Here is a 14497-nt window from a genome sequence, read left to right as displayed (position 1 = left end):
CTTCAGCGCCCCCCAGTTGATGAAATGTCGGAAGTCAGGCGGATCCGACGACGATCCGAGGTGTGCCGGCCCAAAGCGCGGCATCGCTCGCCGCGCGCCCGTCGAGGAGCAGCTTCACCCCGGGGATCTGAGCGGGCGACAGCGTGCGGTAGTCGGCGTGGTCGGTCTGCAGCACCGCGACATCCGCCGCTTCGCCGATCGCGAAGGGTTCGAGACCGAGCGCGCGCAGCTCGTCGTCCGTGTACAGCGGATCATGCACGCGGACGTCGGCGCCGCGCTGGCGCAGAGCCTGCACGGTCGGGAACACCCCCGAGAACGCTGTCTCCTTCACGCCGCCACGGTAGGCCGCGCCCAGCACGACGGCCGTCATGCCGGAGAGAGAACCGAGAAGCGTCTCCGCCTGAGCGACGAGTCTTTCCGGCATCGACGCATTGAGCTGTCGCGCCGTCCGCACGATGTCCGCGTCGGGGTCAGTCGACAGATACAGACGCGGGTACACCGGGATGCAGTGTCCGCCCACGGCGATGCCAGGACGATGAATATGGCTGTAGGGCTGCGAGTTGCATGCCTCGATCACCTTGTAGACGTCGATCCCGTTGGCGGCGGCGAAGAGTCCGAACTGGTTCGCGAGGCCGATGTTCACGTCGCGATAGGTCGTCTCGGCGAGCTTCGCCATCTCGGACGCTTCCGTCGTCCCCAGATCCCATACCCCGTTGGGACGCGGCAGGTCGGAACGCTCGTCGAACTGGAGCACCGCCTCGTAGAACTCACGCGCACGCCGGGTGCCCTCCGGCGAGAGCGCACCGATCAGCTTGGGATACTTGCGCAGATCCTCGAACACCCGCCCGGTGAGCACCCGCTCGGGGGAATAGGCGAGGTGGAAATCGACACCCTCCGTCAGCCCGGAGCCGGCCTCGATCATGGGCTTCCAGCGGTTGCGCGTGGTGCCGACCGGCAGCGTCGTCTCGTACGAGACGAGCGTTCCCGCTGTGAGGTGCTCGGCGAGCGACGCGGTCGCCGCGTCCATGTACTTGAAGTCGGGTTCCCACGTCTCGTCGTTCACGAAGACCGGAGCGACCAGAACGACGGCGTCAGCACCGGGAATCGCCTCGGCGTAGTCGGTGGTCGCGCGGAGCCGGCCCGAGGGGATCAGTTCGGCGAGCTTCTCCTGCAGGTGCGCCTCGCCGGGAAACGGCTCCAGCCCCGCGTTGATCGTGTCGACAGCCTTCTGATTGACGTCGACACCGATCACGTCATGGCCCGACGAAGCGAACTGGACAGCGAGGGGAAGCCCGATCTTTCCCAGGGCGACGACAGCGATGCGCATGGAGTCATGCTATCGGTGCACTCGGGCGATCTTCGGCGCCGCTGTCCCCGTCAGGAGTGCCCGAGCCACTGCCTTCACCGCTTGTCGCGGAAGTACCTCAGCGTCGCTCGGCTGCCCCGGCGCCATCGGTGCACCTGGTAGGACCACATCTCATTTCGCGATGGCAGCGTCGCCGGGTCGTTCCTCGGCATGTCCTTCCGCGACACCCAGATCGCCCTCAGGATCCATCGGGCCTTCTGCGGCCACGGAGATGTGCGCACCCGCTGCCACCACGCCACGCTCGACGCGTCATCGACCCGGTTCGAGAAGAGAGCCCATCGGCGCTGCTGGTCAGCATCCGCGTCGATCACGACAGGCCCGAGATCGGCGGCCACGATGTAGTCCCGCAACGTCCAGGCCGCTCTCCCGGCGCGCGCGATCGTCATGAACTCGTCGCGTTCCCCTGCGGTGAATATGTCGCTCAGCGCCGCGCTGACGAGTTCCCTTTCCTCGATGTGCTTCGGCGATCGCCGATCGCGCTCAGCGTGCAGCGCCATGATCACGGCGCTGCCCGCCTTCGACGGCGCCTGCACGGGTGAGTGCGCGACGGAGACCTGCTTACGCGACGACCAGAGCGCGTCGAACGCCGCCGCGGGATCGGCGAAGAAGCCCGGGAACATCCAGTGAACGTCGATATCGCACGGCCAGTCCGGGTGGATGTATGTCATGGAGTGCTGAGGGATCAGCGCGGGGGTCTCACGACCGACCCGGGTGTGCCAACCGCGGCTTTCGAGCGCTTCGCAGTATTCGGCGAAGCGCTCCGGTTCGATCAGGACATCTGCGTCTGCCGAGGCGCGCGGCGGACGCAGCTCATAGTGCGAGGCGATCGGCCCCTTCAGGCTGAGGGCGCGCACTCCCAGCCCCCGAGCAATGGTCGCGGCGAGCGCATGTGCAAGCTGCGTCGCGGCGTCCAACTCGAATGTTCCTGAACCCACGGTGCTCATCCTATGGACGATCGTCCGATCGGTCAGCCATGCGGATGCAGCCGCCCCCGGATCGCCCTGACCGCAGAGACCGGAAGGAGACCGCTCAGGATCGACTTCCCCACACGCAAGTACTCCCTGGGCCCTGCGCCGAGCTTCGGATAGTACCGCAGGCGAACTCGGATCTCGTCACCGCGGTGACGCAAGGACCGCTTCGCGAAGTCGGCCTTCTCGACGTGGTAGTGATACACCACCTTCGGAATCACGTAAAGGCGATAGCCGCGCAGGAGCATCTCGCACCACAGAGCGAGATCTTCGGCTCGCTTGTAGGACTGATATCCACCGGCGGCTTTGACCGCGCTCGCTCGCATGATCGACGCGGCATGAATGGGCGTGAATCCTCGCATGGCCATCTTGGCGGTCTGCTCGCCGGGTCGCCCGAACACGAGCCCCGGCCCATCAGAGGAGGTCTCGCGCGCCTGACCAGACACGACTGCATACTCCGGGTGCTGCGAGATCCAGCCGTAGACCGACTCGAGGTAATCGGGCTCGACCGTGTCGTCGGTATCCATGCGCGCAATGTACTCGCCACGGGCCTGCTCGACACCGTAGTTGAGCGCAGCCACGAAACCTCTGTTCTCGCCGTAGCCGACTACGCGAACACGATCGTCATCGAACTCGGCTGCGATTCCACGGACATCGGTTTGAGAACCGTCGTCGACGATGACGAACTCGAACCGCCGCTCGGTCTGAGCGAGAATCGAACCGATCGCGGCCCGCAGGCGATCGGGCTCGGTGTTGTACTCAGCCATGAGGACCGAGATCGGAGGAGGAGTCCCAGGATGTGCCACGGCGTTAACATATCGTTCGCCCGTCGAGACGTACCTCTGCCCGGCTCGCCCGGGCAGTTCGATTAAGCTGTTCCCATTCTTCGACCGAATCCGGGGACTTTTGTCGAGGGGGCGCCCGAGGCGAGTTCGCGGGAACGTGTACGACGTCATGAGAGGGGGAGCCGGTGAGAATACTTCTTGTGTGCCCGTTCTATCCTCCGGAAGGCGAGATCGCCGCGTTACGCATCGGGGAATTTGCAAAGCACTGGGCGAGAACAGGCCATGAAGTACATGTGCTCACCCGCGAACCGCTCTCCACGGGGACGGTCATGCCGACGCATCCGAACATCACCGTGACGCGCATCCCGGACCCTCTCATGCGGTTCTCCCGCAACCATTCGGCGACGTCCGCCACCACCAGCCGATCAACACTCGGCGTATCGGGTCGGCTGCGGCAGAGGATCGTCCGTTTCGGGAAGGCCTTCATCGTCCCGGACATCTTCGTCGCCTGGGCGTTGCGGTCGGGTTGGCGGAGTCGGCGCGAGGTGCCCGAGGCGGACGTGGTCGTCGCCAGCGGCGGCCCGCTCAGCGCGCTGCTACTGGGCGCCCACCTCGCCCGGCGCCATCGAAGCACCCTCGTCTTCGACTTCCGTGATCCTGTGGCGAGCAATCCGATGAACCCTCGAGGACGGCTACGGACGGCGCTCGATACCGTTCTGGAACGACGCGCCATGAGATCCGTGGATATCGCCTGCACCGTCGGTCCCGCGCTCGCCGCCCAGCTCTCTGAACTGCACACTCGGCCGGTCGTCGTGATCATGAACGGATATGACGCCGAGGAGACAGTGCCCCCCACGCCGGATACGGACTCGACGCTGCTGAAGATCATCTACACCGGACGGATCTATCCGAACAACACGGAGTACCGACCTCTCTTCGACGCCATACGGTCAGCAAACGCGGACCCGTTCGGGGTCCGCGTGGAAGTGCACTACTACGGTCGCAGCTCGGCGGAGTTCATGACGATGGCCGATTCCTGTGGTGCAGGTGCTTTCGTCATCGATCACGGGGAGGTTCCGCATCGTGAGGCCGTCGAGGCTCAGTCATCGGCCGACGTACTCCTGCTGCTCCTCTGGAACGATCCCCGCGCAGTTGGTGTATTCGGCGGCAAGCTCTTCGAGTACATCGGCGCCCAGCGCCCGATCCTGATGCTCGGATACCAGGAAGGAGATGCCGCCCGCGCGGTACGCGAGAACGAACTCGGGCTCGCCAGCAACACAGCGGAGGACATCTCTCGGTATCTGCTTGCGTTGGCCCAGGAGAAGCGCGAGAGCGGCGCCGTACCCTCGCCTTCCGGCATCCGCACCTCGCCCTTTACCCGTGAGGCTCAGAGCGCACTCCTACTAGCGGAGATCGAAGAGGTGCGGCGCTGTGGGGGAGCTCACGGCAGCTCCCAACCATCGCCACGTGGCCCTCGTCGAGCAACGCTAGGCTGAACGTGGGGACTCTCCTGGCCCCGCCGTCCCTTCGACGGCCGTATGTCGCTCACGCATTTACGGACGGGCACTGCCTTCGATGAAATCCGCATCGCACCCCGCTTCTCGCCGGGACGTTTCTCGACGGAACACGGGCGCGCTTCGCGCCTCCGTCGTCCACAGTTCGGCTGCGGAGGCAGCGCAATCGGGAACCGGCGTCGATGACGACTCGTCGGTCACGGATTCGGGGACCGCGCCTCCGTCCGTCAAGGGACAGCGTCTGACGGCCATCGGCCGCCTTCTTCTGATACTCGCCGCACCCGTCGCGGCGCTCAACCCGCTCCTACCCCACGTTGGTCCCGTGTCCTCATTCACCGCCTACGCGGTGATCCTCTTCGTCTACGGATTCCTGCACCTGCGCCGCCGTCCCCCCGTCGGGCTGCGGCGGGTCATCGTCATCTTCTGCCTTCCGGTCCTCGTCATCTCGCTGGTAACCCTGATGACGAACTTTGGCGCGCCATACATCTTCGGGAACTCGGTGGTCGTCTCCGGTGGGATCCTGATCGTACTTGGGATGGTTTCGCTGCCCGCAACCAAGGAAACCATCCGGGCCGTCCTGGCAGGCTGGCTCCTCGCGTCACTCTCCACGACCGCACTGGCAGCGATCGAGCTCAGCACGGGACTGCATTTCGGTTCGACCTATCTGGACGCCAATCCCGGTGCGACCAAGACCGGCGTGGTCACGGTGTTCTTCAACCCCAACAACTACGCGGCCTTCCTGACGATCACGATCCCTCTCCTGCTGGCGGGAGCCGCGTTGACGACGCGAACCTGGGTTCGCCGGATCTACTATCTGGCCGCGCTTGTCTCGGCGCCGATCATGATCCTGACCAGCAGCCGCTTCGGTCTCGCAGCCCTGATCCTCGGTGTCTCGATATGGATCGTCCTCAGAATCCGCTCTCATATCGGGCAGGCCATCGTGCTGGCCTTCGCAGTGCTCGGCGCGATCTTCACGCTGGTCTTCCTGCAGGGACGGTCTGCAGGAGAGATCTCCGGTGCCGGCGCAGGCGGGGGCTACATCATCGGCGTCCTCGGGTTTCAGATTCCCGTGGACAGTTCCTTTCTCGCTCGATGGAACCTGTCTCTGAACGGCCTCGACATGCTCGCTCAGACACCGCTGGGCAGCGGTCCAGGCGGTTACGAGCTGACGGCGATCGCGCAGGGAACGTCTCGGCAGACCTTCAACATGATCAACCCGCACAATGGAGCGATGGAGTTCTTCACCGAGTACGGGGTCATTCTCGGTGCTCTGGCCTTCATCGTGACGATCGCCCTCTTCATCGGCGCGATCCGCGCTAACGGCACGTCATCGCGCTCGCGCGCCGAGCGCAGTCTCGCCACCGCCACGATCAGCGTCATCGTGATGCTGCCGCTTGTCTTCGTGATGCACAGCACCTTCATCAATATCCCGCACGAGTGGATCGGCTTCGCGACCTTCGTCGTCATCGGCATCCACCTTTCAGGGGCCCGCCCGACGGTGAAGGAAGGCGAGGCGACACCGTGAGCGTTACGGACAGGACATCGATGCCCGATTCGGCCAACGACGGTCAGCCGACGAGGCTGCTCTTGCTGACGCATGAGTACCCTTTCGACATCGGCGATGCTGCCTTCGTACGCAATGAGATCCAGGCTCTGTCAGAAGCATTCGCGGAAGTGGTGATCGTCTCCCTCACATCGCCGGATGCTCCGAGGCTCCCCCTGCCTGCCAATGTGACGTATTTGGGCGCCGTGGGCACTCCCACCGCAGCGCGAGCGATCCGAGGGATGCTCAGCCCGAAACGTGCCCTACGCGCTCTCAGAGTCTTCGGCGCGGAGGGCGGACAGCGCTCGACTGCCCAGTTGCGCAGAGATCTCATCGCGACGCTCTCCGGTGCTTACTTCGCATCGCATCGTTCGGTCCGCGAAGCAATGCGCACCGAACGGCCGGTCACTGTCTACAGCTATTGGGGCGTCGATATCGCGTACGTCCTCCCCTGGCTACGCTCCGGTGCCGATCGCGTCGCAGTCAGGGTCCACCGCTACGACCTTGACGAGCGCACCGCAGGGTATCGCCCGATCAGACGCAGCGTCCTCGGCAATGCCGATGTCGTCCTGTCCATCTCAGACAGCGGTCGAGAGTATCTACTCGAGCGCGCTCCGTTCATCTCTCCTGAGAAGATCGTGGTCCGCCGTCTCGGCATTCCGGCCCAGCCTCGGGAGCTGGAGCAGATGCCTGAAGGTCGGACCGTCCACCTCGTCAGTTGTTCCTCAGCCATCGAACGAAAGCGGGTCGATCGGATCCTCGCGACCGCCATCGAACTCGCGCGACGAGGGCGGACAATCCGATGGACGCATTTCGGGGACGGACCTCTCTTCGAGGAACTTCGCGGAAACGCCGAGCGCGCGGCGTCCGAGATTCCTGACTTGACCGTGCAGTTACCAGGACGGGTATCCACGGCCGCGCTCATGGAGCGTTATCGAGCGGAGCGCCCGTCCGTGTTCATCAACCTCAGCGCAGACGAAGGCATCCCGGTGAGCGCGATGGAAGCCGCTTGTTTCGGCATTCCGATCGTGGCAACCGATGTCGGCTCGACGGACGAGCTCGTCGGGGACGAGCTCGGCTCAGGCCTACTCGTCGAAATGGATGATGACATCCAAACGATCGCGTCGGCGGTGGAACGCGTCCTCGACTCGCCCGCCCTCTTCGACTCGCGTCGAGTGTGGGCGGAACGCTACGACTCCACGGTGAATTCGCACACCGCAGCAGCGGCGGTCGCAGGTATCCAGCCCTAACCGGACACCGCCACGAGCCCTTAGCCCGAGTACACGGCCCTACTACGCACGGGAGACCTGCTCGTGGTCGACGCGCGCAGCCACGCGATGGGCTAGCACAATCAGAAAAGCGAGCAACAGCGTCATGGCAGCGCTCGTGAACCACACCGCGCGAACGAGGTCGCCGCCCGCAACAAGCAGGATCGTGATCGGCACGATGAGATAGACGATCGCGAAGATCAGCATGGCGCCCTGTCGCTCGGCGACGATGAACACGGTCGACAGGGGTGCGGTCGCGACGTTCAGGTAGAGCCACGGCGTGAGTGCCTGCACGATGAGCCCCGCCTCTGCCCACTGCTCGCCGAGGAACCACGGCACAACGACGGGTGCCACAACGCCGAGCACCAGGAAGGGGAGGAAGGCGAGGAGCAATGCGCGCCTCGTCACGCCCCTCACGAGGGTCTTGAGCGTCCCCGGCTCAGCGACCGCCATCCGCTGGTAATACACCTGGGAGATCGCGCTCGCAATTAGCGCCATCGGCGCCTGAGCGAGCTTCCACGCCATCGAGAACTGGCCTAGCGCATGGAGCGAACGGCCTCCGATGATCATGTTGATCCCGTTCAGCCGCAAGGAGTCGACAAGCGCATTAGGCGCGTTGAGGAGCGGCATCTTGCGGTAGCGAACCATGAGCTCCCACCAGCTGCGATGGTCCCGGACGGGTGCGGTCTTGCGAGCATCGTCCGTGACGAGCAGGAGACCGACGCCGAAGACCTGACCGACGAGATAGCCGACGATGAGCCACTCGCCGGTTGGAGCGATGAGCAGCCCCAGGCCAGCCTGGGTGACCGCGGTGACCAGCGCCTGGACGATGCGTGAGACGCTCTGCATCCGATAGCGACGCTTTCGAGTCAGCCAGAAGTACAGAATCGTCGTCTCCCCGGCGAGGAAGACGCTCACGCCGATCAGCAGCACCCACCAGTGCTGATTGGCTGGCCCGGACAGACAGAACACCAGGATCGTCGCGACAACGGTGAGTACCGAGATGACACTGACCAAACCCGTGGAGAGCTGTCGTAGCCGGTGCGCGTCCTCCTCGCGCTCCGGGAGCACGATCGCATACTCGTAGCGCAGCGCCGCGACCATGCTGACCACTGCGCTCACCGAGAGGAAGATCGCCAGAATGCCGAACGCACCAGGGCCGTAGATCCGGCTGAGGATCGGCATGGTGATGACGCCGATGACCTGGGAGGCCACAGTCCCGGTGAGCAGAGTCGCGATACTGCGAACGGTCGACGAGCCACCCTTTCGCGATGATCTCCTGGACTCTTTAGGCGCGACGCTCAGGTCGTTGTCATCTTCAGCCATCGGAAGAATCTTCTCCCGCGCGCAGCCGACCTTCGAAATGATCCGCGTACTGGCGCCACACGCGATCCGTCGAGTAGTACTCCTCGGCCCGCGCCCTCGCCGCCGAACCCCATCGACGCACGTCGTCGCGGTCGGCGACCGCGCGCTCGATCGCGGCCGCCAGTGCGATCCCGTCCTTCACCGGCACGATCAGACCGGTCTCTCCGTCGACGACCACGTCTCGGGCGCCTGTCGCCTGGGTGGTGATGGTGGGAACTCCTAGTCCGGCGGCTTCGACGATCACCTGGCCGAACCCCTCACGCAAAGTGGGCAGGCAGAGCATGTCGACCGCGCGCATGTAGGCTCGCGGGTCTGCGACAGACCCCACCCGTTGGACGGCGTGCTCCGCCGCGAAGTCTTCGATCCGGCGTTCCAGCCCCGCATCCTCGCCGGGCCCGACGATGACGGAAGCCACCTCGACGCCGCGATCTGCAAGGAGGGCGAGGGCATCGAGAAGGTCGCCGACACCCTTGTCTCGCGTGATTCGGCCGACGAACAGCAACCGGAACGCAGCGCCTTGGCCCGCCAGGAATGCATCCGTGTCCGCGTCCAGCGCCGGAATGTCCAAGGCATCCGGGCTGAAGCGGCGCAGGTCGGTGCCAAAGGGGCTTCCCTCCCCGAGCACCACGACGCGCGACGTGAGGCGTTCCTCGCGCACGAGCTCGGCAAGGCTGTGGCTGACGGCGAGAGTCTCTGTCGCCAGCCCCGCAGCTGTCTTCTCCAGTGACCGGAAGACGCGCCGACGCATGCCCGACTCGGTCTCATAGCGCAGACCGAGGATGTGGTAGATCCGCACGGGTACGCGGAGCAGCCATCCGGCCACGGACGCCAGGAGCGACGCTTTGGGTGTGGAAAACACAAGGACGTCCGGACGGACACGTCGGATCGCGCGCGTGAGCCTGATGAGCGATCGCAGATCGCGGATCGGTGAGGGATCCCGAACCATGTCCACATCTACGATGTCGACGCCCTCAGCTTCACCGAGCGCAGTCAGTTTGCCGGTATCGCGCGAGATGATCGTCACGTTCCACCCGCGTTCCCGGAGGTAGCCGAGGTAGCCGCGATAGAAGACGGTGCTGATGTCGTTCGTGATCACGAAGCACAGTCGCCGGCCCGTCATCGCGCAGGAACTCCTCGCACGGTCGCACCGGCCGGCACGTTCTTCGTCACACAAGCGCTCGCGGCGACGAGAGCGCCGGGGCCGACCTCAAGCAGTTGCAGGATGACCGCTCCGGCACCGATCAAGGTGCCGGAATCCACCCGGACATCCCCCGAGATGACAGCTCCGGGGTTGATCGAGACATAGTCCTCAAGCCGGCAGTCGTGGCCGACGATCGCGCCCGGGTTGATGTGCACGTGGCGACCGAGCACGATGTTCGTAGAGATCTGGGCCCCGCCGCACACCACGGATCCTTCGCCGATCCGAACCTCGGAACCGACAACGGCGGCTGGATGGATCAGCGTGGCGGCACGACCACCCCAGGAGTCGATCCTCTCGCTCAGCTGAGCCCGCACCGACGGAGAACCGATGCCGATCACGTACCTCGCGGAAGCAACGTGAGAGCGCAGCTCCTCGATATCGCCCAGATGCGGGATCCCCAGCGCCGCGAGCCGTGCCCCATGAACCGGCGATGGACCGTCATCGACCACTCCGAGCACGTTCCAGACAGGCTCCGTCGCGGTCGCGTTGATCGCACGGACGACGTCGATCGTCTCACGCCCGAATCCGCCGGCGCCGACGATGATGATGTCTTCAGGCATTGGTCTCCCCGAACTTCTGCATGGTCGCATGGCCCTCTGCCGAGATGCCTTCACGCACGAAGACCGCTCGCACGGTCGCCAGAACCAGACGCGCGTCGAGGGCCAGGCTCCGATTGTCGACGTACTCGACGTCCAGCGCGAACTTCTCCTCCCAGCTCAGCGCGTTGCGCCCGCTCACCTGTGCAAGGCCGGTGATACCTGGGCGGACTTCGTGACGGCGTGCCTGTTCGGGCGAGTACTTCGACAGATATTCGACGAGGAGTGGCCGTGGGCCCACGACGCTCATGTCGCCGCGGAGCACGTTCCACAACGACGGCAACTCATCGAGGCTGGTCGAACGCAGCTTGCGCCCGAACGTCGTCAGCCTCTCGGCATCGCTGACGAGCCCCCTGGCCTGATCGATGTCGCGCATCGACCGGAACTTGCGCAGCCGAAAGATCTTCCCGTTCTTTCCCGGGCGCGGTTGAACGAACAGCACGGGGCGCCCGAGTCGCGTCGCGACCAGGAGCGCCACGATGACCATCACCGGTGACAGCACCACCAGGGCGATCCCCGCGGCGACGATGTCGAGCAGCCTCTTGAACAGATCGTAGGCACGCGTCGTCATCGTTCAGCGAGTCCGGAGGAAGCGGTCGATGGAGTCGAAGACGCGCCCGCGCTGAGTCTCCGTCAGCGCGGAACCGCTGGGCAACGTGAGCCCGCGAGCGAAGAGCCGCTCGGAGGCGCCCGTGAGCGCGCCCCGGTAGTGAGCGAAGACCGGCTGCAGGTGCATCGGCTTCCAGACGGGGCGGCTCTCGATGTCGTCCGCCGCCAAGGCGATCGACAGCTCGTTCGCGTTCCATCCTGCGGTCTCCCGATCCACGAGGATCGAAGTCAACCACGCATTGTCCTCCGCGTCGTCTGCCCCACCGAAGACCTCGACACCGGGCACCTCACGGAACACGTCCTTGTAGAGCTCGCGCATCTCACGGCGGCGCGCGAGCATCGAGTCGAGCCGTCGAAGCTGTGCACGCCCAAGGGCAGCCAGCAGGTTGCTCATGCGGTAGTTATAGCCCACGTCGACGTGCTCGTAGTGTGCGACCGGTTGACGAGCCTGCGTCGCCAGATAGCGGACGCGCTCGGCAATGTCACCGTCGTCTGTGAGAAGCATCCCGCCGCCCGAGGTGGTCATGACCTTGTTGCCGTTGAACGACACCGCGGAGATCTGCCCGAAGCTCCCGGCCGCCTTGCCCTTGTGCGTGGCCCCCAGAGACTCCGCGGCATCCGCCAACACCGGAACGCCGAACTCTTCGGCGATGGCGAGGATCGCCGTATAGTCGACCGTCTTGCCCAGCAGATCCACCGGAACGATCGCGCCGACCCGGGATCCTTCATCACGCAGCTCGTCGAGAGCCGACCGGAGAAGTTCGGGGTCCATGTTCCCTGTCGCCTCGTCGGCGTCGATGAAGAACGGATCTGCGCCCGCGTACATGATCGCGTTGGTGGTCGCCGCAAAAGTCATGGTCGACGTCACCACGATGTCGCCAGGCTTCACACCGAGCGTGAGCAACCCGAGGTGCAGGGCTGCCGTGCCCGAACTCAGCGCAACACCGTGCCCCACCCCGACCCGATCTGCGAGCTCCACCTCGAACGCGTCGACGTCGGGGCCGAGCGGAACGATCCACCCGGAGCGGATGGCCGCCACGACAGCGTCCTCCTCGCTCTGCGTGACATCCGGCGAGGACATGAGGATGCGGTCAGCCATTCGGCGATTCTCCCAGGTACGGGGCGCTGCTGACGACCTGATCCACCACGATCCGGTCGACCACGGCGGTGTCGTTGTTGCGCGGCTCGGCTTTCATCCGCGCCTCCCAGCCGGCCTTGTCGAGGCGCTCGGGGCTGATCGTGTCCGCGTGGGCGTGCGAGATCTGCGGGTGGAACGGACGCTCGAGGTTCTCGCGGGCTCCGACCAGCTCCTCATGCAGCTTCTCGCCGTGGCGGAGACCCGTGAAGACGATCTCGATGTCCTTGCCCGACATCGAGATCATGCGCTTGGCCACCTCGAGGATCGAGACGGGCTCCCCCATGTCGAGGATGAGCACCTCGCCGGCACGGCCGATACCGCCCGCCTGGATCACCAGCTGGCATGCCTCGGGGATCGTCATGAAGTACCGCGTCGCGTCCGGGTGCGTGACCGTGATCGGCCGCCCGTCCGCGATCAGGCGCTGGAACGTGGGAAGCATCGATCCGCGGCTGCCGATCACATTCCCGAAGCGCACCGAGAGGTACTGCATCCCGGTCTGCTCCCCCGCCCACGCGGTGAGCTTCTCCGCGACGCGCTTGGAGTGGCCGAGCACGCTCGTCGGGTTCGCAGCCTTGTCTGTGGAGATGTTGACGAAGTGGCTCACCCCGACGCGACGTGCGGCCTGGAGCACGTTGAGCGAGCCGAGGACGTTCGTCTTCCACGCCTCATCGGGGTACTGCTCGAGCATCGGCAGGTGCTTGAGTGCGGCCGCGTGGAAGACGACCTCCGGGCGGCGCTCGTCGAAGATGGCGTTCAGCACGGCGACATCGCGGATGTCGGCCAGGACGACCTCGTTCGAGTCGAGCAGGCCGTTGCCGGTCGTCCCCAGCTGAGCGGTCTGCAGCCCCGTCTCGTCGCGGTCGAGCATGATCAGCTCGCTGGGGCCGAACTTCGCGAGCTGGCGGCACAGCTCGGATCCGATGGATCCGCCCGCCCCCGTAACGAGCACGCGCTTGCCGGTGATGTAGCCGGCGATGAGCTCCACGTTGGTGTCGACCGGGTGCCGACCGATGAGGTCTTCGATCTCGATGTCTCGGACATCGACGGCGGCGTGCCCTTCGAGCATGTAGTCCGTGATGGTCGGCGTGACCGACACGCTCATCCCCGCAGCATCGGCGGCATCGCTCAGCTCGCGCAGCAGCACGCTGTCGGCGTTGCCGAGCGCGATGACCAGCCTCGTCGCGCCCGTCCGGGCCGCGATCTCCGCGAGCTGCGCGCGACGCCCGAGCACGGGCACGCCCCGCAGACGGAGGTTCTTCTTCGCAGGGTCGTCGTCGATGAGTCCGACGGGGAGGATCGGCGAGCCGGGATCGGTGGTGATCGTGTGCAGCAACCGGTCGCCGAGATAGCCGGCTCCCAGCACGAGCGTGCGCTCCGCATCACTCGAGGGCTTCCGTGAGCGCTCGATGGTCAGACGGGCGATGTAGCGCACGCCGAACATGAGGAGGAGGACGAAGGGACCGGCCAGCAGCACTGTCGCGCGGGGAAGGCCGATCAGGTTCCCGGACGGCACGACGACCGAGGAGAGGATGAGGGTGATCCCGGCCACGACGAGGGCGAGCGTCCACACCTCGCTGAACGAGCCATACGGGTAGCGACCGCGATACAGGGCGAGCACGTAGCCGACGATCAGCTGAATCGCCGCGGCAACGACGCCGAGGGCGAGCGTGGCGATCCACCCGGAGAGCGGCAGGGTGAAGTCGACCCGCAGGCCGACGGCGAGGAAGGTTCCGAGCACCCAGGCGAAAGCGTCCAGCGCGGCCACCCAGCGTCGGCGTCGCTGCCGGGTCACCAGCGCGCGCGCTGTCGTCGCCGTCTCATCTCGGTTGCCGCTCTGCACCGCAATCCCCCCTCATGGTTCCGCGACGCGTCTACGCGCGGACGCTAATCGTCAGCAATCCCGAGGCGTGGAGCGGTGCTCCGTGCCACTCCCCCTGCCTTTCCAGGATCTCATAGCTGTGAGAACGCCGAGTGCCATTGTCCGGAAAGTGACGCTTCGCGTACGGTCTTCGTTCGCATTTCGCATGTTTTTGACAACGCTCAGCACCTGGGAGGGCAGCCCGGAGAAGCAGCCGTCGGTCGACCAGGAGGCCCGAAATCCAGCGCGCCAGGGCCGTGTGGAGCGCGCCGCCCCGCCTGCGCCG

12 protein-coding genes are annotated in these 14497 nt (G+C 65.5%); 3 read left to right on the top strand and 9 right to left on the bottom strand.

Annotation, left to right across the window (positions count from 1 at the left end):
- Positions 1–34: 34 nt before the first annotated feature.
- From RS86_RS04815 to RS86_RS19790, 3 genes are all read right to left on the bottom strand, one after another.
- Positions 35–1327, bottom strand: a complete 1293-nt coding sequence (locus RS86_RS04815; protein ID WP_045271077.1) for a nucleotide sugar dehydrogenase — start codon at positions 1325–1327, stop codon at positions 35–37.
- 74 nt (positions 1328–1401) lie between these two features.
- Entirely contained in the window at positions 1402–2310 is a 909-nt protein-coding gene (locus RS86_RS04810; RefSeq protein ID WP_082076569.1) for a nucleotidyltransferase family protein, read from the bottom strand.
- A gap of 23 nt (positions 2311–2333) precedes the next feature.
- A complete protein-coding gene (locus tag RS86_RS19790) occupies positions 2334–3290 on the bottom strand; it encodes a glycosyltransferase (protein WP_082076568.1) in 957 nt (318 codons plus the stop codon).
- Positions 3291–3304: 14 nt separating this feature from the next.
- On the opposite strand from RS86_RS19790, the gene RS86_RS04800 reads away from it, so the two are divergent.
- From RS86_RS04800 to RS86_RS04790, 3 genes are all read left to right on the top strand, one after another.
- A complete protein-coding gene (locus RS86_RS04800; RefSeq protein WP_082076567.1) occupies positions 3305–4615 on the top strand; it encodes a glycosyltransferase in 1311 nt (436 codons plus the stop codon).
- Positions 4616–4955: 340 nt separating this feature from the next.
- Positions 4956–6158, top strand: coding sequence for an O-antigen ligase family protein (locus tag RS86_RS04795; protein WP_045271076.1), 1203 nt, complete (start codon positions 4956–4958; stop codon positions 6156–6158).
- Entirely contained in the window at positions 6155–7426 is a 1272-nt protein-coding gene (locus tag RS86_RS04790) for a glycosyltransferase (RefSeq protein WP_045271075.1), read from the top strand. The genes RS86_RS04795 and RS86_RS04790 overlap by 4 nt, the downstream gene beginning before the upstream one ends.
- A gap of 42 nt (positions 7427–7468) precedes the next feature.
- Here RS86_RS04790 and RS86_RS04785 read toward each other — a convergent pair whose 3' ends face one another.
- Genes RS86_RS04785 through RS86_RS04760 form a run of 6 tightly spaced genes read right to left on the bottom strand, consistent with a single transcriptional unit; the run spans position 7469 to position 14193 of the window.
- Entirely contained in the window at positions 7469–8770 is a 1302-nt protein-coding gene (locus tag RS86_RS04785) for a lipopolysaccharide biosynthesis protein (protein ID WP_045271074.1), read from the bottom strand.
- Positions 8763–9905: a glycosyltransferase family 4 protein gene (locus RS86_RS04780; RefSeq protein ID WP_160299669.1), complete on the bottom strand. Its 1143-nt coding sequence runs from the start codon at positions 9903–9905 to the stop codon at positions 8763–8765. Before RS86_RS04780 ends, RS86_RS04785 begins: the two co-directional genes overlap by 8 nt.
- A 20-nt stretch (positions 9906–9925) precedes the next feature.
- Positions 9926–10570, bottom strand: a complete 645-nt coding sequence (locus RS86_RS04775) for an acetyltransferase (protein WP_045271072.1) — start codon at positions 10568–10570, stop codon at positions 9926–9928.
- Positions 10563–11177: a sugar transferase gene (locus RS86_RS04770; RefSeq protein ID WP_082076566.1), complete on the bottom strand. Its 615-nt coding sequence runs from the start codon at positions 11175–11177 to the stop codon at positions 10563–10565. The genes RS86_RS04775 and RS86_RS04770 overlap by 8 nt, the downstream gene beginning before the upstream one ends.
- Positions 11178–11180: 3 nt before the next feature.
- The gene (locus tag RS86_RS04765; RefSeq protein WP_045271071.1) at positions 11181–12314 is read right to left on the bottom strand and encodes a DegT/DnrJ/EryC1/StrS family aminotransferase; all 1134 of its coding nucleotides are present in this window, start codon (positions 12312–12314) and stop codon (positions 11181–11183) included.
- Positions 12307–14193 carry a nucleoside-diphosphate sugar epimerase/dehydratase gene (locus RS86_RS04760; protein WP_235281617.1) on the bottom strand — a complete coding sequence of 629 codons (1887 nt, stop codon included), beginning with the start codon at positions 14191–14193 and terminating at the stop codon, positions 12307–12309. Before RS86_RS04760 ends, RS86_RS04765 begins: the two co-directional genes overlap by 8 nt.
- Positions 14194–14497: the final 304 nt, after the last annotated feature.

Origin of the sequence: Microbacterium azadirachtae, from assembly GCF_000956505.1 — a bacterium.
GTDB lineage: Bacteria > Actinomycetota > Actinomycetes > Actinomycetales > Microbacteriaceae > Microbacterium > Microbacterium azadirachtae_A.
The sequence above is the reverse complement of the archived record's forward strand: the minus strand, read 5'-3'. Positions and strand labels throughout refer to the sequence as shown.

Bases quoted from the DNA above. Each gene is read 5' to 3' on its own strand.
- RS86_RS04815 (WP_045271077.1), bottom strand. From the start codon at position 1,327: ATGCGCATCGCTGTCGTCGCCCTGGGAAAGATCGGGCTTCCCCTCGCT.
- RS86_RS04810 (WP_082076569.1), bottom strand. From the start codon at position 2,310: ATGAGCACCGTGGGTTCAGGAACATTCGAGTTGGACGCCGCGACGCAG.
- RS86_RS19790 (WP_082076568.1), bottom strand. From the start codon at position 3,290: ATGACGTCGTACACGTTCCCGCGAACTCGCCTCGGGCGCCCCCTCGAC.
- RS86_RS04785 (WP_045271074.1), bottom strand. From the start codon at position 8,770: ATGGCTGAAGATGACAACGACCTGAGCGTCGCGCCTAAAGAGTCCAGG.
- RS86_RS04775 (WP_045271072.1), bottom strand. From the start codon at position 10,570: ATGCCTGAAGACATCATCATCGTCGGCGCCGGCGGATTCGGGCGTGAG.
- RS86_RS04770 (WP_082076566.1), bottom strand. From the start codon at position 11,177: ATGACGACGCGTGCCTACGATCTGTTCAAGAGGCTGCTCGACATCGTC.
- RS86_RS04765 (WP_045271071.1), bottom strand. From the start codon at position 12,314: ATGGCTGACCGCATCCTCATGTCCTCGCCGGATGTCACGCAGAGCGAG.